The 25,848-nt window shown below is 39.8% G+C and carries 29 protein-coding genes and 1 riboswitch; of the genes, 4 read left to right on the top strand and 25 right to left on the bottom strand.

The window, feature by feature from the left end:
- Positions 1-90 precede the first annotated feature (90 nt).
- Complete coding sequence (locus LQ50_RS04670) at positions 91-669, top strand: helix-turn-helix domain-containing protein (RefSeq protein ID WP_034626629.1); 579 nt, start codon at positions 91-93, stop codon at positions 667-669.
- Positions 670-936: 267 nt separating this feature from the next.
- Here LQ50_RS04670 and LQ50_RS04675 read toward each other — a convergent pair whose 3' ends face one another.
- Together LQ50_RS04675 and LQ50_RS04680 are read right to left on the bottom strand one after the other, a co-directional pair.
- Positions 937-1,308: a transposase gene (locus tag LQ50_RS04675; RefSeq protein WP_034626630.1), complete on the bottom strand. Its 372-nt coding sequence runs from the start codon at positions 1,306-1,308 to the stop codon at positions 937-939.
- Positions 1,309-1,546: 238 nt separating this feature from the next.
- Positions 1,547-1,801: a hypothetical protein gene (locus tag LQ50_RS04680; RefSeq protein WP_034626632.1), complete on the bottom strand. Its 255-nt coding sequence runs from the start codon at positions 1,799-1,801 to the stop codon at positions 1,547-1,549.
- A gap of 222 nt (positions 1,802-2,023) precedes the next feature.
- Here LQ50_RS04680 and LQ50_RS25325 point away from each other — a divergent pair, with 222 nt between their 5' ends.
- On the top strand, positions 2,024-2,200 hold the full coding sequence (locus LQ50_RS25325; protein ID WP_161784653.1) for a hypothetical protein: 177 nt from the start codon (positions 2,024-2,026) through the stop codon (positions 2,198-2,200).
- 75 nt (positions 2,201-2,275) lie between these two features.
- Positions 2,276-2,515: a hypothetical protein gene (locus tag LQ50_RS25715; RefSeq protein ID WP_034626634.1), complete on the top strand. Its 240-nt coding sequence runs from the start codon at positions 2,276-2,278 to the stop codon at positions 2,513-2,515.
- A 445-nt stretch (positions 2,516-2,960) separates the two neighbouring features.
- Here LQ50_RS25715 and LQ50_RS04690 read toward each other — a convergent pair whose 3' ends face one another.
- From LQ50_RS04690 to LQ50_RS04705, 4 genes are all read right to left on the bottom strand, one after another.
- Positions 2,961-3,917: a thymidylate synthase gene (locus LQ50_RS04690; RefSeq protein WP_034626636.1), complete on the bottom strand. Its 957-nt coding sequence runs from the start codon at positions 3,915-3,917 to the stop codon at positions 2,961-2,963.
- 101 nt (positions 3,918-4,018) lie between these two features.
- Positions 4,019-6,175, bottom strand: a complete 2,157-nt coding sequence (locus LQ50_RS04695) for a TRAP transporter permease (RefSeq protein ID WP_052144590.1) — start codon at positions 6,173-6,175, stop codon at positions 4,019-4,021.
- Positions 6,176-6,205: 30 nt separating this feature from the next.
- Positions 6,206-6,682 (bottom strand): DUF1850 domain-containing protein, encoded by a 477-nt coding sequence (locus tag LQ50_RS04700; RefSeq protein WP_034626638.1) that lies wholly within the window; start codon positions 6,680-6,682, stop codon positions 6,206-6,208.
- 10 nt (positions 6,683-6,692) lie between these two features.
- Positions 6,693-7,709 carry a TAXI family TRAP transporter solute-binding subunit gene (locus LQ50_RS04705; RefSeq protein WP_034626639.1) on the bottom strand — a complete coding sequence of 339 codons (1,017 nt, stop codon included), beginning with the start codon at positions 7,707-7,709 and terminating at the stop codon, positions 6,693-6,695.
- A gap of 279 nt (positions 7,710-7,988) precedes the next feature.
- On the opposite strand from LQ50_RS04705, the gene LQ50_RS04710 reads away from it, so the two are divergent.
- The gene (locus LQ50_RS04710; protein WP_034626640.1) at positions 7,989-8,348 is read left to right on the top strand and encodes a YuzC family spore coat inner layer protein; all 360 of its coding nucleotides are present in this window, start codon (positions 7,989-7,991) and stop codon (positions 8,346-8,348) included.
- A 72-nt stretch (positions 8,349-8,420) separates the two neighbouring features.
- Here the strand turns inward: LQ50_RS04710 and LQ50_RS04715 are convergent, their stop codons facing one another.
- The 19 genes from LQ50_RS04715 to LQ50_RS25330 form a co-directional block, all read right to left on the bottom strand.
- On the bottom strand, positions 8,421-9,524 hold the full coding sequence (locus tag LQ50_RS04715; RefSeq protein WP_034626641.1) for an HD-GYP domain-containing protein: 1,104 nt from the start codon (positions 9,522-9,524) through the stop codon (positions 8,421-8,423).
- 404 nt (positions 9,525-9,928) lie between these two features.
- Positions 9,929-10,234, bottom strand: coding sequence for a YunC family protein (locus LQ50_RS04720; RefSeq protein WP_373279168.1), 306 nt, complete (start codon positions 10,232-10,234; stop codon positions 9,929-9,931).
- A 92-nt stretch (positions 10,235-10,326) separates the two neighbouring features.
- A complete protein-coding gene (locus LQ50_RS04725; RefSeq protein ID WP_034626853.1) occupies positions 10,327-11,673 on the bottom strand; it encodes a bifunctional metallophosphatase/5'-nucleotidase in 1,347 nt (448 codons plus the stop codon).
- A 29-nt stretch (positions 11,674-11,702) separates the two neighbouring features.
- The gene (locus tag LQ50_RS04730) at positions 11,703-12,521 is read right to left on the bottom strand and encodes a sulfite exporter TauE/SafE family protein (RefSeq protein ID WP_034626644.1); all 819 of its coding nucleotides are present in this window, start codon (positions 12,519-12,521) and stop codon (positions 11,703-11,705) included.
- A 535-nt stretch (positions 12,522-13,056) separates the two neighbouring features.
- On the bottom strand, positions 13,057-13,902 hold the full coding sequence (locus LQ50_RS04735; protein ID WP_034626646.1) for a DUF72 domain-containing protein: 846 nt from the start codon (positions 13,900-13,902) through the stop codon (positions 13,057-13,059).
- A 130-nt stretch (positions 13,903-14,032) separates the two neighbouring features.
- Positions 14,033-14,755: a YwmB family TATA-box binding protein gene (locus tag LQ50_RS24235; RefSeq protein WP_052144592.1), complete on the bottom strand. Its 723-nt coding sequence runs from the start codon at positions 14,753-14,755 to the stop codon at positions 14,033-14,035.
- Between the two features lie 525 nt (positions 14,756-15,280).
- On the bottom strand, positions 15,281-16,678 hold the full coding sequence (sufB, locus tag LQ50_RS04745) for a Fe-S cluster assembly protein SufB (RefSeq protein WP_034626648.1): 1,398 nt from the start codon (positions 16,676-16,678) through the stop codon (positions 15,281-15,283).
- A 93-nt stretch (positions 16,679-16,771) separates the two neighbouring features.
- Positions 16,772-17,209, bottom strand: a complete 438-nt coding sequence (gene sufU / locus LQ50_RS04750; protein WP_034626651.1) for a Fe-S cluster assembly sulfur transfer protein SufU — start codon at positions 17,207-17,209, stop codon at positions 16,772-16,774.
- A complete protein-coding gene (locus LQ50_RS04755) occupies positions 17,199-18,419 on the bottom strand; it encodes a cysteine desulfurase (protein WP_034626653.1) in 1,221 nt (406 codons plus the stop codon). Before LQ50_RS04755 ends, sufU begins: the two co-directional genes overlap by 11 nt.
- Positions 18,419-19,726 carry a Fe-S cluster assembly protein SufD gene (gene sufD / locus LQ50_RS04760; protein ID WP_034626655.1) on the bottom strand — a complete coding sequence of 436 codons (1,308 nt, stop codon included), beginning with the start codon at positions 19,724-19,726 and terminating at the stop codon, positions 18,419-18,421. The genes LQ50_RS04755 and sufD overlap by 1 nt, the downstream gene beginning before the upstream one ends.
- A gap of 75 nt (positions 19,727-19,801) precedes the next feature.
- Complete coding sequence (sufC, locus tag LQ50_RS04765; protein WP_034626657.1) at positions 19,802-20,596, bottom strand: Fe-S cluster assembly ATPase SufC; 795 nt, start codon at positions 20,594-20,596, stop codon at positions 19,802-19,804.
- Between the two features lie 349 nt (positions 20,597-20,945).
- Positions 20,946-21,083 carry a YuzK family famiily protein gene (locus LQ50_RS25720; RefSeq protein WP_202595353.1) on the bottom strand — a complete coding sequence of 46 codons (138 nt, stop codon included), beginning with the start codon at positions 21,081-21,083 and terminating at the stop codon, positions 20,946-20,948.
- A gap of 211 nt (positions 21,084-21,294) precedes the next feature.
- Positions 21,295-21,675: a carboxymuconolactone decarboxylase family protein gene (locus tag LQ50_RS04770; protein ID WP_034626659.1), complete on the bottom strand. Its 381-nt coding sequence runs from the start codon at positions 21,673-21,675 to the stop codon at positions 21,295-21,297.
- A gap of 139 nt (positions 21,676-21,814) precedes the next feature.
- A complete protein-coding gene (locus LQ50_RS04775; protein WP_034626661.1) occupies positions 21,815-23,083 on the bottom strand; it encodes an MFS transporter in 1,269 nt (422 codons plus the stop codon).
- Positions 23,084-23,296: 213 nt separating this feature from the next.
- Positions 23,297-23,419 carry a hypothetical protein gene (locus LQ50_RS26215; RefSeq protein WP_272913702.1) on the bottom strand — a complete coding sequence of 41 codons (123 nt, stop codon included), beginning with the start codon at positions 23,417-23,419 and terminating at the stop codon, positions 23,297-23,299.
- A gap of 41 nt (positions 23,420-23,460) precedes the next feature.
- Positions 23,461-23,547, bottom strand: a riboswitch (cyclic di-GMP riboswitch).
- 101 nt (positions 23,548-23,648) lie between these two features.
- Positions 23,649-23,885, bottom strand: a complete 237-nt coding sequence (locus LQ50_RS04780) for a YusG family protein (RefSeq protein WP_034626663.1) — start codon at positions 23,883-23,885, stop codon at positions 23,649-23,651.
- A 723-nt stretch (positions 23,886-24,608) separates the two neighbouring features.
- Positions 24,609-24,995: a glycine cleavage system protein GcvH gene (gene gcvH / locus LQ50_RS04785; RefSeq protein WP_034626665.1), complete on the bottom strand. Its 387-nt coding sequence runs from the start codon at positions 24,993-24,995 to the stop codon at positions 24,609-24,611.
- Between the two features lie 71 nt (positions 24,996-25,066).
- Positions 25,067-25,423, bottom strand: coding sequence for an arsenate reductase family protein (locus LQ50_RS04790; protein WP_034626667.1), 357 nt, complete (start codon positions 25,421-25,423; stop codon positions 25,067-25,069).
- Positions 25,424-25,534: 111 nt separating this feature from the next.
- Positions 25,535-25,696: a hypothetical protein gene (locus LQ50_RS25330; RefSeq protein WP_161784654.1), complete on the bottom strand. Its 162-nt coding sequence runs from the start codon at positions 25,694-25,696 to the stop codon at positions 25,535-25,537.
- Between the last annotated feature and the right edge of the window lie 152 nt (positions 25,697-25,848).

Below are 25,848 nucleotides of genomic sequence, written 5' to 3' on the forward strand. Positions count from 1 at the left end.
ATAATATACCCCTAATTTCGGAAAAAATCTACCTATATATTTTAGGAAACAGCTGATCAAGGAATCAAAGGAAAAAAGGAGGGATAATCTTTGGAGAAATCACAGCAAACAGATGCGGAAACATTAGCGAAACAAGTTGGATTAACCTTAAGGAGAATTAGGCAAGAACGTGGACTAAGCTTGCAACAATTAGCTGATGTCACTACGGTTAGCAAACTTACTTTAGGAAAAATTGAGCGCGGTGAAGCAAACCCTTCGTTAGCTGTCATTTGGAAAATCGCCAACGGTCTTGAAATTCCGATATCTCTTTTGTTAAATGAACACAATGAGATCAAGATTTCACGTAAACATAAAGGAAATAAAGTTGTAAGTGCTAATGAAGCCTGTACATTAGAGCCGATGTTTGACATTTCGACATTCGGATCAAGTGAAATTCACAGAGCATTCCTTAAACCCAAAAGTGAATACCACCCAGGTGCCCATCAATTAGGTGTCGTAGAATATGTTACAGTCATGTGCGGAGAAATGATCATCAAAATCGATGATGAACCATTCCACCTGTTTGAATACGACTCGATTAAATTTAATGGGGATAAGGAGCATACCTATATAAACCCTACAAATGAGACAACTGTCCTCCACTTTGTCATGACCTACTCAAAGTCGTAAGTCAACAAGAAAGCTTTTAAATGCTAGTGGCACTGAAATAGGTTGGACTTCTATTTTTGGTGCCATCCGAAACCATGTCGTTTGACCTCTTTCATCAAATAAAAAAGCCACTAGCACTGCAGAAAACAGGAATTTTCTTACATAAGTCGATGGGGAACCAGCCGCAGGGGAATGACACTCCGCTTTCCGCGGGTGCCCGGTGAGCCTCCTCGGCTGTCGCCTGCGGGGTCTCACACGTGGGTCACTGGTCCCGCAGGAGTCTCCGTGTCATTCCCCTGCTAGGTTCACTTTTTTGTCCTTAAATGTATTTATTTTACATGTGTATATTGTAAAATGTGAATAGTTGAGATAACCTCTATCCATCACATAGGTCAAAGATTTGATGTTCATGAGATAGTCGGTCAATTCATGATCTGCATAGGCCGCTGTTGATAAAACGAACTGTTCTGGATGAAGAGCTCCATTGTCATTAGATAAGACAAGGTGCACTTTGATCGCATTTTTGGTTTTAGAACAATACGCCCATTCTCCTGCCTTTTTAGGCAACTTCACCTCACTAGAATCTAAGATGCCTAGGGGGCCAATTTGAGATGAGTCATTAGTGGGGTTTTCTCCTATTGTTTGTGATTTGAGTAACATGTCTTCACACATACAGTAGGAGATTAATTTATGTCTGTATAAATAACCAAATAATTCTTTTTATAGTAGAAGATTCAATTTGTTTGCAAGACTAGTTTAAAAAGCCGCAAATGTGGCCCATTGCTCCCTCTTTCAATTACCAGCAGGTTCTATACGACTCTCGTAAAATAAAAAAACGCTAGGAAGACCTAGTCGTTTGGTGTGTGGTGGATCTTTATAAGTCAAAGAACCACCTTCCTTATAAATATTTTGGCATCTCTTGTTCACAAATCGTAATCATTTCTTCTAGTACATCGCTCTTGCTTAATTCAGTCCACGGTATCTCGACGCCTTTGCCAGGAGCTAAAGCTCTCCCTCTATATTGTTGGTCTTCATTCATGGCAATGTAAATATCCCAACTCCAAGCCTTTAAATTGTCTTTGACTGCTTCACCTGTTTGCTTGATTTCTACTAAGTAATGATTTTTTACAGTGAATTCTTTATGATTTTCCATGTTCACCACTCCTCTCTTCCTGTACACTATTTCGTCACAATTTTCATTTTCCCTATAAGAATCGTCCTACAATTACCGACATATTTTTAACCCACAATGATCTTATAAAGAAAAAAGAATAAGAACATGAATTTCCTCTAAAAATAATAATAGGAACATGAATAGACCTCACCTATTTACTATATATATCCTTTCTTGAGGTCTTCTAATAAGGAGGACGCGATGAAAAAGATTCCAGTTGGAAGCTATTTTTATTTTGTTGCCGCACTATTATGGCTTTTTTTAGCCTTTACAGATTTTGGAACCTGGTCTTTGCGTGTTTATATCGCCTTATTTTTTCTATTTTTAGTGATTGGCATTATTAACTGGCGGATGACGGACAACGCGAATAAAGACTAAAAATGCTTTCTTTTTCATTTCTGGTACTCACCTATAATAAATATATCTGAACCAAAGCTTAAAGGAGGTGTAAATATGAACCATAATATGGATTACGATCGCGATGGCGACAGGGAAGACGCCTTATTCTCTGACCATGTGATGAATGCATTAAAATCAAGCCTTGAACAAGAAGAAGAAATGATGCGAAATTATTTAATTCTTGCTGAGCGTATTCACGATAATGATGTTTTAAAAACAAGGTTGGAAAATTTTGCAGAGGGCAATGCAAAGCGGTCAAGGCAATTACTTAGCGAACTTTCGACCAATGAGTAGTTCATCTTTACGTTTATAAGAAAAACGGCCACTACGGTCGTTTTTTTATACAGGCACTTTTGTTGTATTTTTTTCCTTTCTATACAGACAATAATAAAACAAACTCGCAGTGAAAGAGGAAGGACTATGCTTAAAAAGTTCCAAATAGCGAAAAAAATTCAATCGATGAAAAATACACCAACGAGTAATCAGAAATCTCAACCAAACAGCACACTTCATGTAAACATTGAAAGAAATTTGTCCCCTTTTTAAAAAAGGTCTGTTTTGTCTAGTGATATTACAGTCACATCTCCCCCTTCATTTTCGCCATATCACACCTAGTTTACAACACTCTTAAGAATAAAAAGAGGAAGCCTCAAAGGTATTTAACCTTGAGACTCCCTCGATGGAATGAGAGTTACGTTTATTATATACAGATCGCTCATTTTGATAACCTCGCCCCTGTTTAAACAGCCACTGGCGCTTTAATCGAACCGTGCGGATTATAACCAACTAATTCAATGTCTTCTAGCTCAAAATCAAAGATGCTCTCTTTTTCTGTATTGAGTTTGATGGTAGGCAATTTGCGAGGCTCGCGTTCTAGTTGTGTGTTAATTTGCTCAATATGGTTAGAGTAAATATGAACATCTGCCCCTGTATAAATCAGTTCTCCTACCTTTAACCCACATTCATGTGCAATCAAATGAGTCAATACCGCATAAGAAGCGATGTTAAATGGTAGACCTAGGAACACATCGTTTGAACGCATGTTAAACATACAGCTTAGCTTTCCATCTACAACATAAAATTGAAAGGCGTAATGACAAGGAGGCAACTGCTGGTTGTCTAATTCAGAAGCACTCCAAGCATTGCATAGCAATCGACGTGAATCAGGGTTACGCTTAATTTCATTTATAATATATTGTATTTGGTCATATGTTTTTCCGTCTGCTCCTTCCCAACTCCGCCACTGCTTGCCATACACATTTCCTAAATCTCCGAATTTTGCAGCAAACTCATCATCGTTTAATACTTTATCTTGATATATTTTTAACTGCTCTTGATAGAGTACGTTGAATTCTTCATCTTGCTGACTGCGAAGCCCGAAATTCTTCATATCAGGTCCTTTATATTCATCGGACTCAGTCCATTTTTGAAATCCCCACTCGTCCCATATATGGTTGTTATTCTCAAGAAGATAACGGACATTCGTATCTCCTTTCAAAAACCAAAGCAGTTCACTGACAATTAACTTAAATGGCACACGTTTCGTAGTAAGAAGGGGAAATCCTTCCTGTAAGTTAAAGCGCATTTGATAACCAAAAATTGAAATCGTTCCCGTGCCCGTTCGATCTTCTTTTTTTGTTCCATTTTCTAGAATGTATTTGCATAAATCTAAATACGTTTTATCTGCTTGATTCATTTGTTTCTTCCCTCATTTCTGATGAATTCCTATGTCTATTTTAACAGATTCAATAAAAAAAGGGCTAACTCTTCAAGAAAAGAGCTAGCCCTCTAAACGGTTTACGTTGTCGCTGTTTGTCCTTCGTTATCAGCTTTCTTCTTGCGCATATATTGAATACCAATAAGCAAGGCTAATAGCGCAATTCCAATCGTATCTGTGACCCATGAACCATGGATGAATACGAGTGCGGTAACTAAAGCAAGGATTCTCTCATAAAAACGCAGCTTCACAAGGAAGAAGTTTTGAATGAACACAACAAACGCAATGATTCCAAGTAATGCTGTAAAAATATTCTGAGCAACAACCGGCCAAGAATATAGGCCTGCATTCTCAGGTAGTAAGAGAATGACTGTATTGGTCGCAAAAACAAAAGGAAGAAGCAATGCACCTGAATCAAACTTAAAGCCTTGAACACCGGTTCGAATCGGCTCAGAGTTGGCAATCCCTGAAACCGCATATGCAGGCAAGTTGATTGGTGGTGTATCATCCGCCAAAATTCCATAATATAAAACAAATAGGTGAGCTGCCATAATTGGAACACCCATTTGAACTAGAGCTGGTGCAACCATCGCTGCAAGAATTACATATGTTGCTGTTGTCGGTAAACCAAGCCCTAAAATTAAACATGCCACAAGAGTAAAGGCAAGGGCAAGATACAAATTATCCCCTGCAAACCCGACAATAATAATCGGTAACTTTGCCGATAAACCTGTTAAGTTAATGACTCCAATTAAAATCCCTGCTGTTGCACACGCTACAACAACGGTTAAGGAATTTCGCGCTGCCATCTCGAAGCCTGCTAATAGCTCACGCATCCCAAAACGGACAGGTGCTGCATCAACTTTGAAGCTTTTTTGAAGCAAGACGACAAATAAAGCAATAAATACTCCAATTGTTACCATAACCGCGATTTCAATGTTCCAATCTAAAACAAAATGCATTGCATAAGCAAGTGCTGCTAAAATCACCGCAATGACTATCCCTGGGCCAATCTTCTCTCGGAAACGATGTGTGAATACTGCAAGTGTAAGCAAAATCACAATGGAGAAGAAGGCTGCATTAGGCACTGTATTCCCTTGTACTAAGAAATAGACTAGAACAATGACTGGTAAGATAAGGTACCCGTGTTGAATCATTGTTTTTCTTGCTGAAACAAGCATTTCTTTCGGCAAACCTTTAATATTAAGTTTTGATGCCTCAATATGAACCATAAATAAAATCGCAATGTAACTTAGTATTGCAGGAATAGCCGCTGAACGGATAATTTCTGCATACGAATAAGGTGTATACTCGATCATCAAAAAGGCTGCAGCCCCCATGATTGGCGGAAGTAATTGACCACTTGATGAAGCAGCAACTTCAATTCCCCCTGCTGTTTGTGGACGAAATCCTACTTTTTTCATTAATGGGATCGTAAAAGTTCCCGTCGTTACTGCATTGGCAACAGAGCTTCCTGAAATGGACCCAAGCATCCCTGATGATACAACGGCAGCTTTTGCAGGTCCCCCTTTGTACTCCCCGAACGCCCGAAGTGCCAGGTCAATAAACATTTTTCCCGCACCAGTAGCTTCAAGGATCGCTCCGAATAAAATAAAAATAAAAACATACACAGCAGAGACCGACAATGGTGTACTAAAGATCCCTGAAGTGGTATAAGTCATTTCATAAATGAAATTTTCAAAATTGGCTCTCGTATGTCTAAATGGTGGGTTTAAGTGATGACCCAAAAAGAAATAGGCAATAAAGATCCCCGCAATAATTACAAGAGGCTTTCCTACAACTCGTCTCGTTGCTTCAAGTACGAGGATCAACAATCCGATTCCAACAATCTTATCCATATCGGTCATGCGACCAGTTAATATCGAATTTGCCGTTTGATTTGCATAAAGATAATACCCAATAAATAAGGCAATGAGTGCAATAATAAAATCATACCAAACAATTTTTGTCTGTCCTAATCCCCTTTTAATTGGAAAGATTAAAAAGACAAGAACAAGTCCAAATGTTAGATGGATGATCATATGAGAACGTGTTCCGACCCCCGGCATTAATCCAAAGCCAGCTGTATAGAGATGGTAGACCGACATTACAATGGCAAGCGCTAAAATTAATAAAGCCATCCAGCCTCTTACTGAACGGTCACTACCAGCAAGCTCGTTTACTTTCTTCTCGACTTCAGGATCCGCCTGATAGCTAATTTCTTCTTTTTTTGACATAAGTTCAACTCCTTTACAACGTTTATTTACTTAATGCTTAACAACTTGAATACGAATACGCTCGCCATGTAATTCACCTGATAAATCAATTGACTGTTCTCCATAGAAAAAGCTATGTGGATACAAGTGGGATGGGAGAATATTGAGATACTCCAGTTCGCGGTGATCTTGAATAACAAAAAAACCATCTACAATCTCCAAGTGATCCTTTGTTTCATAAGGCAGTCCAGCCCCAAAAGATTTTGTCCAGCTTTCTGTAGCAATCATCCTATATTCGTCATCTATTGTAAAATACTCTCTTACAGGTGACAGCTCTACAGAGTGTAAGTATTCATGATAAAACGTATCATTTGGTTGAATCTTTTCTTCCCAAAAAACTATATCATTATAAGGTAGGTAAATTTGTAAGAAATATTCGTGTTTCTCACTTGGCGTAAATTTCCATAATACGACAATGATTAGAAGGAACAAAAAGGCAGTGCTTAGTAGCAATGCCTTTTTGCTCATCTTTTTATTCCTATTGCTCATCGAAGTAACGTTGTGCACCTGGGTGAACATCGATTGGCATACCATCTAATGCAGAATCTAAGGTGATATTCTCGCCTTGTTGGTGAGCGTTACTGAATTGCTCTGTGTTTTCGAACATTGCTTTTGTTATTTCATAAACAAGGTCCTCGTCCATATCTGTAGATACAACTAACATTGCTAGTACTGCAGCTGTTGTAACATCGCCATCAGTACCGTACGTGTCAGCAGATACTGTATGCTCAGTATAATAAGGATACTCCGCAGCTAATTCAGCAATTTTCTCAGAGCTAATAGAAACAAGGTTAATATCCTTTGTAGCTTTAAGTGCTTCTACAGCACCAGTTGGTAACCCTGCAGTGATGAAAGCAGCATCGACGTTGCCATCTTGGATGCTTCCAGCCGCATCCCCAAAGCTCATATATTCTTCAGAAATATCATCATATGTGATGTCATGAATTTCAAGGATTTGACGAGCATTTGCTTCTGCACCAGAACCTAAGTCCCCAACTGCAACACGCTTACCTACTAAATCTTCTACCGTTTCAATTCCGCTATCAGCAGCTGTAACGATTTGAATGACTTCAGGATAAAGCGTTGCAATCCCTTGGAACCCTTCTAACGCACCATCATCTTCAAACATTTGAATTCCTTCGCCTGCATAAAAAGCAATATCATTTTGAACTAACGCAAGATCAGCATCTCCGTCAACAATTCCATTGATGTTAACAACAGAAGCACCTGAAGAGAATGAAGCTGCGTCAACGTTTTCAATATTGGCATTGATAATGTTATTTGCAAGAGCAGCACCAAGTGGGAAGTATGTACCTTGCTCTCCACCACTCATGATGGTGATATCTGTAAATCCACCAGCTTCTGCTTCGCCAGCATCTTCTGTTTCACCCGCATCTGCGCCACCATCTGCCTCTGGCTCAGCTTCATCAGCCCCACCACATGCAGCTAGTACTAACATAAGCGCTAGCATCATTAAGAAACTTAATTTTTTCATGTAAATTTCCCCCTTACGTCTTTAATTTTAATGTTTTACAAATAAAGGAATTTATTTGTAAAACAATACATTGTCTATTGTATAGCCAAGTCTACAATTTTACAACTTATTACTATCTTTTTAACACATAATTTTATGTGACATTTTCTGCATAAGTTTGGGAAATAATTTCCGGGGGTCAGACCCCTCGTTCGTTCTGCACAGTGTTAAAGAGGTCCGTTAGCGAAAATGCTGCATATATTGTTAAGGGAATATTTTGTATGAGGGGGATTGGATTTTGTGTTTTATGTTCATTACAGGAAGCCGCTGCCACGATATTGCCGCCGTCAACAAGAGTCTCCCTTTCCACCAGTTGATACAAGTATGTTCAATCAAGCATTGCTTGCTTACCAAACACTGTTAACACATGGTTCCATTATCATTAATAGTCTTGTTTCTTCCGAAGAGAAAATGAAACAGTTAATGGACGCGGCACAAGCTAGTGATGATGCTGACGTAGATCGAATCATAAGAGAAACTGGTGTACCAACTATCGTAGAGACATCTTATAACCCTACTGGTGTCACCTTTACGCTTCGGTCAGACGCAGGAGGAACTCCATGCTGCACCTTAACCATGTATATACGATGGGGATTCTAACTAAAAAAATCAATTCGCTTCGGTGAATTGATTTTTTTGGTCGGTTATATCGGTTGTGTTGGTTGTATTGATTTATGTCGTCGATGCAGCTAATGTTGCTTCAGTTTCAACGATTGTTACACTTAACTGATCCATTAAATCAATGTCGTACGTTTCCGTGAGTTCAACACCGTTTTCTTTAATAATCCGAACGACAGGATGTGTACTCAATTGTTTATTTTGCTTCACAACAATCGCCATGCGGTCATCGCTTAAAGAAACGGTTAAACCAACAGGATATACGGCAATCGTCCTTCTGAACGCTTGAATGAGCTCTTGATCAAATTGGTTCCCCACACCTGAATATAACAATTCTAACGCCTCATGAGGCAACATTGGTTTTCGATAGACTCTGTTTGATGTGACAGCATCGAACACATCTGCAATAGCAATTAGTTTTGCATAATCATGAATATCCTCCGAACGTAAACCTCGAGGGTAGCCCGTCCCATCCAAACGCTCATGATGTTGAAGAGCACAATGGGCAGAAAGCAACGAAATATTAGGGGCTTTTCTCAAAATTTCAAATCCAGCCATTGAATGACCTTGTATGATCTTAAATTCCTCATCGGTCAATCTTCCTGGTTTATTTAAAATTTCAACCGGAATCGTCATTTTTCCGATATCGTGAAGCAATGCCCCCATGCCAATTTCCATCAATTGTTTGTCATTAAAGCCTAATTCGACAGCAAGAGCTAATGTATAAATGGTGACATTTAACGAATGCGTAAAGATGTAACTATCATAGACAAACATATCAGAGAGCAGAGTTAGAGTTTTATCATTATTTTTGATATCCGCTAAAATAGAGCTTACGATTGTAGCAAAGTCTTTATTAAAATGATCCATATTCAGTGATTTTTTCAACTTTATCTGATTAGCGATCCCTTGAAATTCCGCTTTAATTGTTTTCATCGCTTTTCTCTTTGTCTCAAGCGTTACGCCTGTTTCAACCTCAATTCCTTCTGTTCGTTCATCATAAATATAAATAAAAGAGATGCCTAGTTCATAAAGACGAGTCAGGGAACGTTCTGTTAATACTACTCCTTCATATAGAAGAACTTGTCCATTATCGTTATAGATAGGCTTAGCAAGCTTTGACCCTGCCGTAACTGATCTGATCGCAACTAACCTCATGTTCATCTCCTTCTAGTGAACGTTCAATTGAATTAGTCATTTCATTATCAATTTATGGTACACACACTCATTGAACATCTCAATTTTTCTAATATTGTCTTCTCATCTAAGTTTACATCATAAAGAGCACTCTGCAAGTAAATCCCTTCCAATTTGCAATAGAACACCTAAAAAAACAAAAAATACATCGAATTTTGTTGTATAAAAATAAGCTACTAAGAAAAGTCCTTAGTAGCACACAGTAATTAGACTATCGGCCTTTTTCCTTTTTCCTGTGCGATCATATTGGCGATGGCTCCTCTCGCCGTGCGCGCTTTGAGAAGGGCACTCAAATCGCTTAAGACATTACGGCGGTTCCGCTCATCGCTTCGCTCGTTAACCAAAAGGGAAGATCGCCCTTTTGGTTAACGAGCTTTCATCTTTAATAATGCGTCTTTGCCTTTCATTCCGGCGGTGATGCCTAGTTGCTCTGCTTCTAGTGTGACGGATTCTAATGGTGCTTCTAATAGTTGTTCAATTGTTCGTACACCGACTGCGCGACCGGCTACGATTTTGCGGTCAATTAGCTTTTGGTTCGTATTAAATAAATGCACGTCTAGTGCTCCGCACATAATGTATCCTGTATCATTTGTTACGGCCATAAAATTCGTTTTAGGCAATTTTAACGTTACAGCAATAAATGTTTCGCCTTCAATTTGAATGGGGTTCATTTCTAACACGATCTTCTCTCCTCCTATCGGTACTTTCTCATATCATTCTCATTAGTACGATATGAAAGCAATACAGAAGGCGTGAGGCTATCCTACGTCCAAATTTGCTTTAGTTTCCAGGCAAGTACATCACGTAAAAATTCCGGCATAAAATAATGTTTTTGTTCTGCTTCTGCAATCGTAGGAAAGATATATCCAAATGTATACATATCAAGCGTCGCAACGCGGTAGACTTGATCTTTTACCAACGGTTGTCCAAGGATACGGATCGATTCCATCTCATCGATTTCGATTCCCGTAAAAAGCATCTTTCCAAGCACTTTCCCCCGAAAACCAAATCCTTTTAACTCGAGATGAGTCAACTCACTAGTTAATGAGCGCTTAATCGTTGTCTCTAACGCTTCCCCCGTTAGTGTAACGACACATGGATTAATAGGATGTGGACAAATGCGATGGATGTCCCCTTTTGTAACAATGCCTTTTTCTAATGAATCAAGTAACACACCCGCATTCAACATCCCTACCTTCTCACCACACCACTCTGTTACCGCATCACACAACATTTGACATATGTCTGTATGTTCTTGCCATTTTACAGGAAGGGCCTGAGGTAATGTTGTGATAGGTTCATTTAAGAGAAAATGTGCCTTGTCCTTCATTTCCTTTAACAAATCGTCTGTCTTTGGGTCAGTATCTTGATTTTTCACATCCAGAAGGACCGCTTCTTTCCGGTAGATGGACTGTGTTTTGCGGTCAAACTGAATATCCACCCTTCCTAGAAACGCTCCATTTTTACCAGCTTGTGCAATTAGTGTTTCATTAATATATAGCCCTGATGGCAAAACGTGATGAGTGTGTGCTCCTAGTATCACGTCGATTCCCGGAAATTGATTTGCAATCTTTTCATCCGTTTTCAATCCTAAATGCGACATAAGAATGACAATATCAGCTTCTTTTTCTAGTTGAGGTAAAAGCTCTTGTAATACGTCTTGCGGTGAAAGGGCCTTCCAGCCTAGTAATTCATAAAAATGAAGAAAAGGTGCCGTGAGACCAATCATTCCTACCTTCAACCCATTCTTCATTGTATGAATAACAAAACGCTTAGCCCAATCCAAGCCGCTCCCATCTGCATTTATAATATTTGCAAGTAGAACTGGAAATGTCGCATCAGCATAAAGAGATGTAAGCTGCTCTTTAGAAAACGTCACACCTTCGTTATTACCAATTGTGACATAATCCGTTTTTGCTTCGTTCAGGAGTTCGATATTTCCTTTTCCAACCATTGCTTCTGTTATCGGATTGCTTCGATCTGCATGGTCTCCAAGCTCTAAATATAATGTATGGCCATCTCGTTCTTTCTTTATATGAGCAACCATTTGCGACCACTGATCAAAACAACTATGTATATCATTTGAGTGGAATATTGTAATCCGCTCCATCGTCAAAATAGTCCCCTCCTTTTCAAACATTAAACTGATGTCATTCCTTCATAAATCAATCTGAATGCCATCACAATTAGCATCAATCGAAGGAAAAAAACAAGTTTTTCGCTTGAAAGTCTTCGATTAATCGCTGCTCCAAGTGTTCCTCCAACCCATGCTCCAGGTATTAAAGCTAGAGCGTACATCCCATTCACATTTCCTTGAATCATATGCGATACCGATCCTACTAACGCTGACAGCAAAATAATAAACATCGATGTCGCTACTGCTAAATGAGGTGGAAAAGCAAAGAGAACAATCATAGCTGGGACCAGCAGGGAGCCCCCACCGATTCCAAAAAGCCCTGAGAGCATCCCAACAACAAAAGCAATAGCGAGAACTGGAACTATTCTGTACCCATATGTATATTCCATGCCCTCTTCATCCTTATACGTTCTTTGTATCCCTTTTCCAGAACGTGGAAGCGGCTTTAAGTACTTTCTAATAAAAAGAATAAACGATACAAATAAAATAAATAGGCCTAAGTAGATCTGAAAGGAATCTGTATCAAACCCTCGATTCAACCACGTACCAATAATCGCACCAGGACCACTAGCACCAAAAAAGAGCAAGCCACTCTTATAATCTACTTTCCCTTGCTTCATATAGGCAAGAGTTGCAGAAATGCCCGTAAAAATCATAATTAAAAGCGACGTCCCTACAGCTACTTGTGGTGTAATCTCTAAAAAAGAAAGCCCACCTAACATTAATAATGCAGGAACGACCACAATTCCTCCACCAAGCCCCATCAAACTACCAAGTGTTCCGCCAAGCAGACCAACAATCACTAATATTATCCATACCATCTTCTTCACCTGATTTCTGTAAAACTTGAGGATGCTTTCTATATTTTTTGTATGATACCTAACATTGCTTCGAGTTAGCCAAACAGGGAAGGGCGCCCTGTTTTTTTGAATTGTGCGTACATTGTGTAATGGCTTCTCTCGCCGTGCGCTTTTTGAGAAGGTCGCTCAAAAAGCTTAAAACCGTTTTACGGCGGCTCCGCTCATTGCTTCGAGTTAGCCAAACAGGGAAGGGCGCCCTGGTTCTCTTGAATTGTGCGTACAATGTGCAATGGCTTCTCTCGCCGTGCGCTTTTTGAGAAGGTCGCTCAAAAAGCTTAAAACCGTTTACGGCGGCTCCGCTCATTGCTTCGAGTTAGCCAAACAGGGAAGGGCGCCCTGGTTCTCTTGAATTGTGCGTACAATGTGCAATGGCTTCTCTCGCCGTGCGCTTTTTGTAGAAGGTCGCTCAAAAAGCTTAAAATCGTTTACGGCGGCTCCGCTCATTGCTTCGAGTTAGCCAAACAGGGAAGGGCGCCCTGTTTGGCTAACTCTATTATCAAGAAAACAAATCGAGTTGTCTAGGTGCTAGGCCTTGGTATTGGATTTCGAGTAGTTCTATGAGTTGTTTGGCATTGTTGGCTGCATCGCCGCCTGAATTGTTGTTAAAAATGATATAAATGTCTTTGGATTGTGCCTTGAGTTGGTTTATGTTTTTTTGCCATTCTAATAGCTCTGCTTCGTTGTATTGATATAGGTAACGTACGTCTCGCCACGATCCATCACCTGGATCATTCCAGCCATGAATATTCCGTCCGTGAAACCGTATTAATGTTTTTTCCACATGAGTCGCTTCTAAAACAGTGGGGATCGAGCGAACGCCAGCCTGAGGTTCATCACAAATGCTATGGATCCACTCTTCTTCTTTCATAAACTGTAGCGTTTTTTCTTTCATCGGGCCCTCAAACCAAGAGCGATGACGAAACTCAAGTGAAACGGGTAACCCATCTAATTGCTCCCTCACGTAGCGTATCCATTGAACATGTTCTTTTTTGCAATCAAACCAAGGCGGAAACTGACAAAGCACCATCGCTAGTTTTCCTTTTTTGATTAGGGGCTTTAACGACTCTCGAAACGCTTCAAACATTTCTTCCTTTGTCTCAAAAGGAGTAAATCCACGTTGATGCCCTGTCATTCCTTGATAGGCCTTCACAATAAATTGAAACGTAGATGGTGTTTCACGAACCCATTTCTCCATATTCTTCAATGGTTGAACCGCATAAAAGGAGGCATCTATTTCAACAATTGGAAAGTGTCCAGCATATACTTCTAATTTCGATTGCTTGCTCATTCCTATGTACAAATCATCATGATCTCCCCACCCCGCAAGGCCAATATAGATCAATTGTGTTCACTCCTTTTACGTTGTCTCGACCATCTAATTTTACCATGAAACATCCTTATTTACAGTTTCGCCAACGAATTAATAAAAGAGATAGAGGTGCAGCTTGTAGCTCATCTCTATCTCTTATCTATTAATATTCAGCTGTAATAATTGGTGTACCTATTGTTACATCAACTGTACCCGGTTGACCTAAATCCCTCAAACCTACTTGTACATTAATTTGATCAGTCTCATTAATCGCAACCCCATTATCCCAGCTTTTTGTATAAGCAGAGATTGAAACAAATTCACTCTCTGTCATTCCTTCCTTCACTTCTCCAGCAAACTGATCAATTAATCCCTCTGCTAATTGATCTAGCGTCTGCCCTTCAACTTTAGCCATTGTTGCTCGAACGGTAACATACACATCATCTCCATTTAGCTGATCCGTAATGAACTCTAATGTATCAGCTTTCCAATCAACACCAGAAATTTGATGAGTTAGACTGACTAAATGCTGACCTGCGCTCTCATAAGATGTAATAACAACTCGTTCATTTAGGCCATGGTTACTTGATTTGACTCCAACTGTTTTCTGATGATCTTTTGCCTGTTCTTCTGTCCATTGAAATCCATTAAAAGTCTCTTTCTTATTCTTGATTACATGTTCAACTTCATCTTCATTTAGAACGATCACGTTTTCTTCTTTTGCATACACGTCCCAAGATCTCATAACCATATCTTTTGTTTCTACGACTTCCATGATCTCTACTAATTCATTCAACGTATTGGTATTACTGCTAACCGATTGCACGGTATAAAAAGCAAACATTACTGATAGAGCTACACTATATAGAACTATTTTTTTTAGCATTCCCCTCACCTCCCTATCATCATTGACAGATTAATAGAAAGGTAAACTAACATATTTAATAAAATATTGGAGGACATGAAGTCAAAGGAGCTGGCGTTTACGACAGCTCCAGAATAGATATGTATAACACACGGATCCTCATTCCGCTATTTTCCACAGAACTCTTGTACAAACCATGTTTTCGGTTCCTGGTTCCGTTATTTGATCGTTTTAGACTTTTAATAGATTGATTTTCTACGCTTAACGGAAACAGGAACCCTTTCAGTCCATTTCAACAGGTTTTTCCACAGTTTAACGGAACCAGGATCCGATTCGTTGATCTACCGGATCCTGGTTCCACTATTCTTTTCGTCACAGCCATACACTATTTAAGAAGCGTATTCTAGATGAGACTAGAACCTTCTATTACCGAAAAACAGAAGAAGACGAACTTAAAAAGTTCGCCTTCTACACTCAAAGATAAATTAAAATCGACATGCCTACGATTTTACACTTCATAAAAACCTCTTACAGGTTCTTTCTTTATTAACCGATAGACCCTTCCATCTCGAACTTGATAAGACGGTTCATCTCAACGGCATATTCCATTGGAAGTTCTTTTGTGAATGGCTCGATGAAGCCCATTACGATCATTTCTGTTGCTTCTTGCTCAGAAATCCCACGGCTCATTAGGTAGAAGAGTTGATCCTCAGATACTTTTGATACCGTCGCTTCGTGCTCAAGCGTAATGTTGTTGTTTAGAATTTCATTGTATGGAATTGTATCTGATGTTGACTCATTATCCATGATAAGCGTATCACACTCGATCTTCGACTTAGAGCCTTCAGAACGACGGCCGAAGTGACAAATACCGCGGTATGTTACTTTACCACCATGTTTTGATATCGACTTCGATACAATGGTTGATGAACAGTTTGGCGCTAAGTGGTGTACTTTTGCACCAGCATCTTGGTGCTGTCCTTTTCCTGCGATGGCGATGGAAAGGATCGTACCTTTTGCACCTTCTCCACGCATTACAACAGCTGGATATTTCATTGTTAGCTTAGATCCGATGTTACCATCAACCCATTCCATTGTTGCACCAGCATCTGCTACAGCACGCTTTGTAACTAGGTTAAAGATGTTTGGAGCCCAGTTTTGGATCGTTGTATAACGGCAGTATGCGTCTTTTTTAACGATGATCTCAACAACCGCACTGTGTAATGAGTTTGTTGAGTAAACTGGTGCTGTACATCCTTCTACATAGTGTACAGAGCTGTCTTCATCAGCGATGATTAACGTACGCTCGAATTGACCCATGTTTTCAGAGTTAATACGGAAGTACGCTTGAAGTGGTGTATCTGTTTTTACGCCTTTTGGTACGTAAATGAACGATCCACCAGACCAAACAGCTGAGTTCAGTGCTGCAAACTTGTTATCAGATGGAGGAATGATTGTTCCAAAGTGTTCTTTGAAAATGTCCTCATGCTCTTTTAACGCTGTATCTGTGTCTGTGAATAGAATTCCTAAATCAGTTAGTTCTTCTTTCATGTTGTGGTAAACCACTTCAGACTCATATTGAGCAGAAACCCCTGCTAAATACTTTTGCTCTGCTTCAGGAATCCCAAGCTTATCAAACGTATTTTTAATTTCTTCAGGTACTTCATCCCATGATTTTTCTGATTTCTCTGATGGCTTAACGTAGTACGTGATGTCATCAAAGTTTAACTCAGCTAAATCTCCACCCCATTGTGGCATTGGCATTTTATAAAATTGTTCTAATGATTTCAAACGGAAGTCAAGCATCCATTGCGGTTCACTTTTCATGCGTGAGATCTCTTCAACGATTTCTTTCGTTAACCCACGCTTTGAACGGAAAATCGAAACATCTTTGTCTGAGAATCCGTATTGATATTCTCCGATTTCTGGCATTTTTTTCGCCATTGTGAAAGCCTCCTTTAAAATTGAGCAAGTGGCCAGTGGCAAAGACAAGAAGCTTTTTACTCACGGACACACCTACTCATACTGCTTTATAACTCAATCCTTTTGGTCGTTAATTCCCTTTTCCATAGCCTTCCATGCTAGGGTCGCACATTTAATACGAGCAGGAAACTTCGCCACACCTTGTAGTGCTTCAATATCACCTAAATCAAAACGCTCATCATCGTACTCTTTTCCGAGCATCATGTCGGAGAAAATATTCGACATCGCCACAGCCTCATCCAATTTCAATCCTTTAATGGCTTGAGTCATCATTGAAGCGGAGGCTAAGCTAATCGAACATCCTTCTCCAACAAATTTCGCATCTGTGACCTTATCATCTTCTACTTTCATTTGTATTTGAATGCGGTCACCACATGTTGGATTGTTCATATTTACAGTTACGGTATCACCATCAAATTCCCCTCTGTTGCGTGGGTTTTTGTAGTGATCCATAATCACCTGTCTATAAAGTGTATCTAAATTAGAAGACATCGCCAAAGTACTCCTTTGTTTTTACTAGTCCAGTGACAAGTGCATCAACGTCCTCTTTCGTGTTGTATAAATAAAAGCTAGCACGAGCTGTTGCTGTTACTTCAAGCCATTTCATAAGCGGCTGGGCACAATGATGACCAGCACGAACAGCAATTCCTTCAGCATCTAGTACTGTTGCAACATCGTGAGGATGCACATCATCCAAATTAAATGTTACCACACCTGCACGCTTTTTCGGTCCGAAAATTTTCAATCCATCAATTTCAGATAAACGTTCCATCGCATAGTCAGCTAATTCGTGCTCATGCTTTAGAACATGATCTAAACCAACCTCTTCTAAGAAGTCTATGGCTGCACCTAGTCCAATAGCACCTGCAATAATTGGTGTTCCACCTTCAAATTTCCAAGGCAGCTCTTTCCATGTTGAATCTTGTAGTCCTACAAAATCAATCATTTCGCCACCAAACTCAATTGGCTCCATTTTTTCTAGGAGATGCTTCTTGCCGTAAAGGGCCCCAATTCCTGTAGGACCACCCATTTTGTGACCTGAAAAAGCAAAGAAGTCACAATCTAGATCTTTTACGTCTACCTTCATATGTGGTGTACTTTGGGCACCATCCACAACCATAATTGCTCCATTGCGATGAGCAATTTCAGCAATCTCTTTGATTGGGTTTATCGTCCCTAGCACGTTTGACACATGCATAACGGAAACAATTTTTGTGTTTTCTGTAATTGTCTTTTCAACTTCAGCTAAATCAAGTGTTCCATCTGGCTGAAGCGGGAAATATTTTAACGTTGCTCCTGTCGCCTTTGCCACTTGCTGCCAAGGAATGATATTGCTGTGATGCTCCATCATGGAGATCACAATTTCATCGCCTTCTTTCAAGTTGGCACGAGCGTAACTAGATGCGACGAGATTTAAAGCTGTTGTTGTTCCACGTGTGAACACAATTTCTTCAATTGAGTTCGCTCCGATAAAGTTACGAACCTTTTCACGAGCACCTTCGTATCCATCTGTTGCAAGTGTTCCAAGCGTATGAACTCCGCGGTGAACATTTGAATTATAGCGACGGTAGTAATCATCAAGTGCTTCAATGACTTTTAGTGGCTTCTGAGATGTTGCCGCGCTATCCAAATAGACAAGCGGATTTCCGTTAACATTTTGATCGAGAATCGGAAATTGCTTTTTGATCTCTTTGGCATTCATTAGCGAACTTTCCCTTCAATAGCCTCTCTTAAACGTTCCTTAACAGACTCGATAGGAAGCTGTTCTACTACTGGTGCTAAGAAACCGTGAATGACTAAGCGCTCTGCTTCTTTACGAGAAATTCCGCGGCTCATTAGGTAGAACATTTGAAGTGGATCTACTTGACCAACAGATGCAGCGTGACCTGCTGTTACATCGTCCTCATCGATAAGAAGGATTGGGTTAGCATCTCCACGTGCTTTTTCACTAAGCATGAGTACGCGCTCTGTTTGAACACCGTTTGACTTCGTTGCACCGTGCTCAATTTTGGTAATTCCGTTAAAAATCGCTGTAGCCGCTTCACGCATAACACCATGCTTAAGGATATGACCTTCTGAATGTTTTCCATGATGGAATATTTGCGTTGTGAAGTTTTGCTTTTGTTCACCGCGACCGATCGTTACCGTCTTCGTGTCAGCCCAAGAACCATCACCAACAAGATGAGTTGTATTTTCAGAAACGGTGTTGCCATCATTCATTTGACCAAGAGCCCAATCAATACGAGCATCCTTATCGACATGACCACGACGTACAACATATGTTGTTACGTTGCTGCCAAAGTTATCAACTGCACCAAATGTTACTTTCGAGTTTGCTTTTGCGTACACTTCTGCAATGATATTAGCTACAACATCGCCTTCAACATTAGATGTATAGTTTTCCACGTAAGTCACTGAACTATTTTCCTCAGCTACAACAATCACGTGATTTGAAAGAATGGCTTCTGGCGTTTCAAGTGAGAATACTGCTTGAAGAGGTACTTCCACTTGAACATTTTTTGGTACATAGATGAAAGCTCCACCATTTAATAGTGCTGCATGTAAACCGGTAAGCTTGTTCTCTTGTGGTTTCACTGCTTCACCGAAAAGATATGGTTTTACAAGATCCGCATGCTTTTCAAGAGCTGTTTGAATGTCTGTGAAGATGACACCTTTTTCAGCTAATTCCGCATTTGTCTTTGTGAAAACAGCTGATGTATCTTGTTGAACATACAGGTTTTGTTCATCTGTTTCTTCACCAATTAAAGCTTGTAAGCCTTCTGGTAAAGCTTTTACAGACGTTGCTTTTGGCTTTGCGTTCATATCAAAGCGCGTTTGCGTAAACGTCCATTTATTAATTTTAGTTTTATCTGGCTTTGGAAGCTCTGCAGACTCAGAAACTTCTAAACCTTTTAAACGAATGTCGCGAACCCAATCTGGTTCGTTGCGTCCATTCGAGAATGATTCAATTTGTTCTTTCCCGAACAATCCTTTTGTCTCGACTGACATACATTACCCACCCTTTACTATTGTACTGCTCGCTTCGTGCGAGGTTGCATGATCTTGATTTCTATCTGACTATTTTTACGCTTCTTGGTTTGCTGCTTCTACACGCTCGTCTTCAATTCCAAGCTCTTGCTTGATCCAGTCATATCCTTCTGCTTCTAGACGAGTAGCAAGCTCAGCGCCACCAGATTTCACAATGCGTCCTTGCATCATAACGTGTACTTTGTCAGGAGTGATGTAGTCAAGTAGACGTTGGTAGTGAGTGATAATTAAACAGCCGAAATTCTCGCTGCGCATTTCATTTACACCTTTTGAAACGACTTTAAGTGCATCAATATCTAAACCTGAGTCGATCTCATCTAAAATAGCGATCTTTGGCTCAAGCATTAATAATTGAAGAATCTCGTTGCGTTTTTTCTCCCCACCTGAGAAACCTTCGTTTAAGTAACGGTGTGAGAAAGAATCGTCCATATCAAGAACTTCCATTTTCTTATCTAATTGACGGATGAATTTCATTAGAGAAATTTCATCGCCTTCTTCACGCTTAGAGTTAATTGCTGAACGTAAGAAGTCTGCATTTGTAATCCCACTAATTTCACTTGGATATTGCATTGCTAAGAAAAGACCAGCTTGGGCACGCTCATCCACTTCCATTTCTAGCACGTCTTCTCCATCAATTGTTACAGACCCACTTGTAATTTCATATTTAGGATGACCCATAATTGCTGAAGCAAGAGTCGATTTTCCTGTTCCGTTTGGTCCCATGATGGCATGGAACTCCCCACCTTTAATTTCAAGGCTGAAATCTTTTAAGATTTCTTTTCCTTCAACTGATACGTTAAGGTTCTCAATTTTTAGAAATGGTACTGACATTTACAATGACCTCCAATGTATTTTGCTTCATCTATTTGGGATAAAGCTTGCTAATTTTTGTAATAGGTTTATTCTCAATCTATTCTCATTACAATCTTATACTAAATCTATTATAAGTTCAAGAAGGGTGAATCAATTAAAACAGTATTTGAACTATGGATATAGTGTTAACGTCTCCCCTATTGAATGGAACCGTTGAATAACGGATTTTATGTAAATTTTCACTCATAAATCCCTACTAGCATTCCTTTAGACTTCCCAAAGTAAACCGATAAAAAACGTGCATAGAGGAAGAGGCTATCTCAGGGAAGGTCGTTTAACCTATTGAGATAGCCTCCATCTATTCGTTTTAGTTAAATTGAGCAGCTAGCTTTTTGCTTTTCTCATAGTCTTTTTCGCGTTCTTTTTCAATTTCTAACCTTTTTTCCAAGTTACGATTATACTCTGCATAACTCGTTCCGTGAGATTGTTGCATTGCTTTTTCCATTTCACCATTATGTTGGTTTTTTAATAAATGGATAATGAATCAATCCTTTCGCGTTTTGTCAGTAATAATCGTACCATGGGAAGATTAATTGACCAACAAGGAAATATCGAGATAGATCGCGATATATAGACGTGAGATTTAATTATGTAATGTCAGAAAATATTCCAATACATTTCCTCGACCTTACAAAGCCTGAAAGCTTATCTCTTTATTATTGCATCTGATCTTTGCTGCCACCTAGTTCAGAAATACACTCCTGCACAAGGGTTACCGCCTGACTCATGGCAGCTCCACCACCAAATGCTGCAGTTACTCCTATTGTCTCTAAAATTTCTTCTTCACTGCAGCCTTGATCTAGGCAGCCCTTTGCATGATAAATAATGCAATATTCATCTTGCGAAAACACACTGATCCCAAGAGCAATCATCTGCTTCTCTTTTTGAGTCAGCTTCCCTTCTGCAAAACACGCCTCAGTAAAAGCATTGTATTTCTTTGCTATATCAGGCATTTTTTGAGTAAAATTTCCCAGCCCTTGCTTATACTCTTGTAATGCCTGCTCAATTGGATTGCCTTGTTGCTGCTGTTGATCCATCTTACTTACCTCCCAAGTTCTAGTAACAACGATAGTATTCGTTAACAGAGATAGCTTTATTCAAGACAAAGAAACTCCTCCCGTAAAAAAAAGGTCTAATTAAGTAGAAACCCTACTCTCTTAAACCTTTTTCAGAAGTTCAGGCCGCTTTCTTCTCCGGTTGCCTTCTTTTAATATGGCGAAAAACGATATAGAAATAAGTCGAACCTAATAAATATAAAACGGCTGTTATGCTAAACACATAAGCATATCCGAAATACGCTCCATAAATCATAACAATCGACGTTGAAACAGGGCCCATTACCGCCCAGCCTAACTGAAAGACCATTTGACCCACTGAATTGGCTAATCCTTTCATTGAATCATCAACCGTTCTCATCATTAATGCCATTTGAATGGGATTGCCTGCATTCATCAATGCTTGGCGAAATAAAAAGCCGACCACAGCTAACCAAAGGGTTTCGGTGTAGGCAGTTAATAGAAGAAACGGAAGTGACGCTACCTGCAGCATGACAACCGCTTTGACCTCACCAAATCGTTGAACAACAGAGGGCCCAATCATAAAAGCCACTGCTGTCATTGCTTGGCCAAGGGACAAAATGATCCCGACAAGTGAGTTACTAATGTCAAAACGGTCACTAAAGTATAGGTTCAAATACGGAATAACAAGCCCGGATCCAAAACCAATTAATAAATTGGTAATTGCAAATAAACCTATCCATTTTAAACTTGATCGATGTGTCGTAAAAAGCTTCGCTAATGAGCTTGCACCCGTTTTTTGATCTCTCTTTTTTTGTTCTTCAATTATTTTATTTATAGGAAATAACGCACCAAAGAAAATAAATGATCCAATAAGCAATGTTATCCTCACACTATCAAGCATGGATACGTGGAAGAAAATGTGAAACACGTCCGTCAGCGTTCCACCTAACGCATTTCCGATCACATTTGCCACCATTATCAGTGCAAAATTAAAACTAAATAAGTGAACACGTTCTTTTTCTGTTGAATTTTCTGCTAACAAAGGAATCGAAGACACTTGAATAAAGGCCATAAAAAGCCCCGTCGCAAATGCCATAGCAATTAACAATCCCTCCGCACTTAATACCGCACGCATCAGAAGACTTGTCGCGGCAAACAATGCGCCGATCATAATAATCTTTTTCCGACCAAATTTATCACTCATTATACCAGCAGGCAAAAGAGCGATGGCACTCGCCATTGCTTGCATCGCAATCACACGCCCATTCATTTGATCACTAAACCCTAGCTCTCTTATGTAGTAATTGTAAATGACCATAAAGATTCCCATCCCAATATTCGCTAGCATCGACGCAAACAAAAAAAGGCGAACATTGCGATTATATTTTTTCAGTTGACGACTCCACTCCCCAATGAACTTGCCCATATATACACCTTCGATTATAATATTTCGACTCTCTAAATAATATAATAGGTGATATTTTCAGAAAAGAAAAGAGCCAAATGCAAAAGAGGGCACTGAAAAAGGGGGCTTTTCCCTTTTTCAGTGCCCTCAGAGCAAGGTATGGAGTCGGTACAACTGTCTAATGATCTAAGGCGGAACCTCTTGCCACCACCTTTTGCGAAAGCCCCTTGCAAATTAGTTCCCTATAACCGCTACCACTAGGCCAATCGCTAAAGCAATCATTGGTACTACAACAAAATTAAAAACCATTTTTTTACGTTGCTTTTTCTTATACGCTTCTTCAGGTGTTAAAAACATATTACCCTCCACATCTTAAATTTCATACAGAGGACTTTACATCCGGCAGCTGGCTGGCATACTGACATTCCAATGAAGCCCCTTTAGCTTTGCGTCATCAACTTTCGGTGATTTTGCCCTTTTCGCATGAGTACATTATAATTATCGACCTCATTCCTCAAATGTTTAGATCTTTATATTATTCACAAAAAAACCAGAGTAGAGATGGGCTCCCTACCCTAGCTTATTGTTAGCACCAGCCCTCGTCACAGCCTTCTACGTAAGACTTTACTTCGTTAGGGTTTTCTTGTTCATAGCGAAAGATTTTATCTTTATCAAATTCAAAACCCTCAGCCATTTCATGCTGAAACCCTTGATTTGTTTCAACCACTTTCCCTACTTGTGCATCGCCCATATATAAATTCATATGGCCATTTTCATACTTTCCCTTGACCTTGCTTGTAACATCGACACGTACGAGACTCATGACCAAACCTCCTTATACAGAAGTTAGTTTTATGGTACCCAGGCTAAATGCTTTGAAGTCATGGGAAATTATAGAAAACAAATAAGTGGTGGTTATGTGGATTAAAGTTGTTTCTTTGACTACCGTCTTCTCTGGTTTCGCTTCACTTCGGGCGTCATTTCCCTTCGTTGACTACCTTTCTTCCTGGTGACGCTTCACTTCGGGCGTCAAACACCTCCTTTGGCTACCGTTCTTCCCGGTGACGCTTCACTTCGGGCGTCAAACACCTCCTTTGGCTACCGTTCTTCCCGGTGACGCTTCACTTCGGGTGTCAAAGCCTCCTTTGACTACCGTTCTTCCCGGTGACGCTTCACTTCGGGTGTCAAAGCCTCCTTTGACTACCGTTCTTCCTGATGGCGCTTCATTTCGGGCGTCAACCTCTTCCTTTGACTACCGTTCTTCCTGATGGTGCTTCACTTCGGGCGTCAACCTCTTCCTTTGACTACCGTCTTTCCTGATGTCGCATCGTTTCGGGCGTCAAACGCCTCCCTTTGACTACCGTACTCCCCTCTTCCGCTTCACTTCGGGCGTCCCAACCCCTCCCGCTAAGACCCCAGTCCATCACTGTAAAAAAGCCAAAAGGGATTCCCTTTTGGCTTTAGATCGTACAAACATTGAAACACCGCATCGCAACCGTTTCAATGCTTCGATGATTAAATTAAACAAAAGGAAATTCCCTTTTGTTTAGTCTTCACTAATCATTTCTTCATATTGTTCTGCTGTCATAAGCTTGTCAATTTCGCTTGAGTCGCTTGGCTCTACTACGATCATCCATGCTTTTTCGTATGGAGACTCATTTACGAATTCAGGAGAATCGTCAAGGTCTTCGTTTACTTCAACGACCTTTCCGCTAATTGGGGCATATAGTTCAGATACTGTTTTTACTGATTCTACGCTACCGAAAGGCTCGTCCGCTTCAATTTCATCGCCTACTTCAGGAAGCTCAACGAATACGATATCTCCAAGTTCCGATTGAGCGAAGTCTGTGATTCCCACACGTACTTTCTCTCCTTCGACTTTAACCCACTCATGCTCTTCTGAATATTTTAATTCCTTAGGTAAGTTGCTCATTACTAATACCTCCATCTAAAATAATACAAATTTTACTACATTATACCTGCTTTTCCATTTAAAACAAACATTTAGCTCCAATTTTCTTCAAATTGTTCCTCTTTAAAACCGACAGTTACCTTACTGCCATCTGTTGTTATTGGACGCTTGATTAACATGCCGTCAGATGCCAGCAGGCTGAGTGCCTCATCTTCACTCATGTCCTTGATTTTATCTTTCAAGCCAAGCTCGCGATACTTTTGACCACTCGTGTTAAAGAATTTTTTTAATTCTAGGCCACTTTTCTGAAGAAGATCACGCAACTCTTCTTTTGATGGTGGATGTTCTACAATATGTATAGCGTTCACTTCAATTTCTTTGTCAGCAAACCATTTTTTTGCTTTACGACACGTACCGCATTTAGGGTATTCATAAAATGTAATAGCCATGTGTTTCCCTCCTTCCCATTCACTTATTTTGTTCAAAAGAACTTAAATCTACACCTTAGCTTGTCATTAATGAAGGAAAGCACCACTTAACGTGGAGCTTCCCTCATCTTATTATTGCTCATCTTTTGTTTGATCACAATGATTTAGCTCAATGATTTGTTCTGTGTTCCATGTTGTTTGCAAAGCATCATGAACAGAGCCCTCTGTTGATTCTACTTGTTCTTCAACCCCTGTCAAAGGAGCCGTGTAGTTAAACTTCTCTTTTTTAGGCAATTGAATCTCCTCCTCTAGCTATCCTTGCTTTAGGTTGTGTTATTTTGAGTGAAAACATGTGTCTTGTTCGATAGTGGGTTATGACCGTAGATCCTGCCACGATGACAAAGAAGCCTCAAATTGTTGAGGCTTCTTTGTACTGAGAGGAGAAT

Origin of the sequence: Halalkalibacter okhensis (genome assembly GCF_000787375.1) — a bacterium.
Taxonomy (GTDB): domain Bacteria; phylum Bacillota; class Bacilli; order Bacillales; family Bacillaceae_D; genus Halalkalibacter; species Halalkalibacter okhensis.

What these genes read in the sequence shown, in the direction of transcription:
- LQ50_RS25715 (WP_034626634.1), top strand. Translation starts at nt 2,276, where the DNA reads ATGAACCATAATATGGATTACGATCGCGATGGCGACAGGGAAGACGCC.
- LQ50_RS04755 (WP_034626653.1), bottom strand. Translation starts at nt 18,419, where the DNA reads ATGAATGCCAAAGAGATCAAAAAGCAATTTCCGATTCTCGATCAAAAT.
- LQ50_RS04720 (WP_373279168.1), bottom strand. Translation starts at nt 10,234, where the DNA reads ATGAACCCCATTCAAATTGAAGGCGAAACATTTATTGCTGTAACGTTA.
- LQ50_RS04790 (WP_034626667.1), bottom strand. Translation starts at nt 25,423, where the DNA reads ATGGCTATTACATTTTATGAATACCCTAAATGCGGTACGTGTCGTAAA.
- LQ50_RS24235 (WP_052144592.1), bottom strand. Translation starts at nt 14,755, where the DNA reads ATGCTAAAAAAAATAGTTCTATATAGTGTAGCTCTATCAGTAATGTTT.
- LQ50_RS04700 (WP_034626638.1), bottom strand. Translation starts at nt 6,682, where the DNA reads ATGAGCAAAAAGGCATTGCTACTAAGCACTGCCTTTTTGTTCCTTCTA.
- LQ50_RS25720 (WP_202595353.1), bottom strand. Translation starts at nt 21,083, where the DNA reads ATGGAAAAAGCAATGCAACAATCTCACGGAACGAGTTATGCAGAGTAT.
- sufU (WP_034626651.1), bottom strand. Translation starts at nt 17,209, where the DNA reads ATGTCTTCTAATTTAGATACACTTTATAGACAGGTGATTATGGATCAC.
- LQ50_RS04675 (WP_034626630.1), bottom strand. Translation starts at nt 1,308, where the DNA reads ATGTTACTCAAATCACAAACAATAGGAGAAAACCCCACTAATGACTCA.
- LQ50_RS04680 (WP_034626632.1), bottom strand. Translation starts at nt 1,801, where the DNA reads ATGGAAAATCATAAAGAATTCACTGTAAAAAATCATTACTTAGTAGAA.
- LQ50_RS04780 (WP_034626663.1), bottom strand. Translation starts at nt 23,885, where the DNA reads ATGAGTCTCGTACGTGTCGATGTTACAAGCAAGGTCAAGGGAAAGTAT.
- LQ50_RS04775 (WP_034626661.1), bottom strand. Translation starts at nt 23,083, where the DNA reads ATGGGCAAGTTCATTGGGGAGTGGAGTCGTCAACTGAAAAAATATAAT.
- LQ50_RS04715 (WP_034626641.1), bottom strand. Translation starts at nt 9,524, where the DNA reads ATGAGGTTAGTTGCGATCAGATCAGTTACGGCAGGGTCAAAGCTTGCT.
- LQ50_RS04770 (WP_034626659.1), bottom strand. Translation starts at nt 21,675, where the DNA reads ATGGATCAACAGCAGCAACAAGGCAATCCAATTGAGCAGGCATTACAA.
- LQ50_RS25325 (WP_161784653.1), top strand. Translation starts at nt 2,024, where the DNA reads ATGAAAAAGATTCCAGTTGGAAGCTATTTTTATTTTGTTGCCGCACTA.
- LQ50_RS04725 (WP_034626853.1), bottom strand. Translation starts at nt 11,673, where the DNA reads ATGGAGCGGATTACAATATTCCACTCAAATGATATACATAGTTGTTTT.
- LQ50_RS04705 (WP_034626639.1), bottom strand. Translation starts at nt 7,709, where the DNA reads ATGAAAAAATTAAGTTTCTTAATGATGCTAGCGCTTATGTTAGTACTA.
- LQ50_RS04695 (WP_052144590.1), bottom strand. Translation starts at nt 6,175, where the DNA reads ATGTCAAAAAAAGAAGAAATTAGCTATCAGGCGGATCCTGAAGTCGAG.
- LQ50_RS04690 (WP_034626636.1), bottom strand. Translation starts at nt 3,917, where the DNA reads ATGAATCAAGCAGATAAAACGTATTTAGATTTATGCAAATACATTCTA.
- sufD (WP_034626655.1), bottom strand. Translation starts at nt 19,726, where the DNA reads ATGTCAGTCGAGACAAAAGGATTGTTCGGGAAAGAACAAATTGAATCA.
- LQ50_RS04730 (WP_034626644.1), bottom strand. Translation starts at nt 12,521, where the DNA reads ATGGTATGGATAATATTAGTGATTGTTGGTCTGCTTGGCGGAACACTT.
- LQ50_RS26215 (WP_272913702.1), bottom strand. Translation starts at nt 23,419, where the DNA reads ATGTTTTTAACACCTGAAGAAGCGTATAAGAAAAAGCAACGTAAAAAA.
- sufB (WP_034626648.1), bottom strand. Translation starts at nt 16,678, where the DNA reads ATGGCGAAAAAAATGCCAGAAATCGGAGAATATCAATACGGATTCTCA.
- sufC (WP_034626657.1), bottom strand. Translation starts at nt 20,596, where the DNA reads ATGTCAGTACCATTTCTAAAAATTGAGAACCTTAACGTATCAGTTGAA.
- gcvH (WP_034626665.1), bottom strand. Translation starts at nt 24,995, where the DNA reads ATGAGCAACTTACCTAAGGAATTAAAATATTCAGAAGAGCATGAGTGG.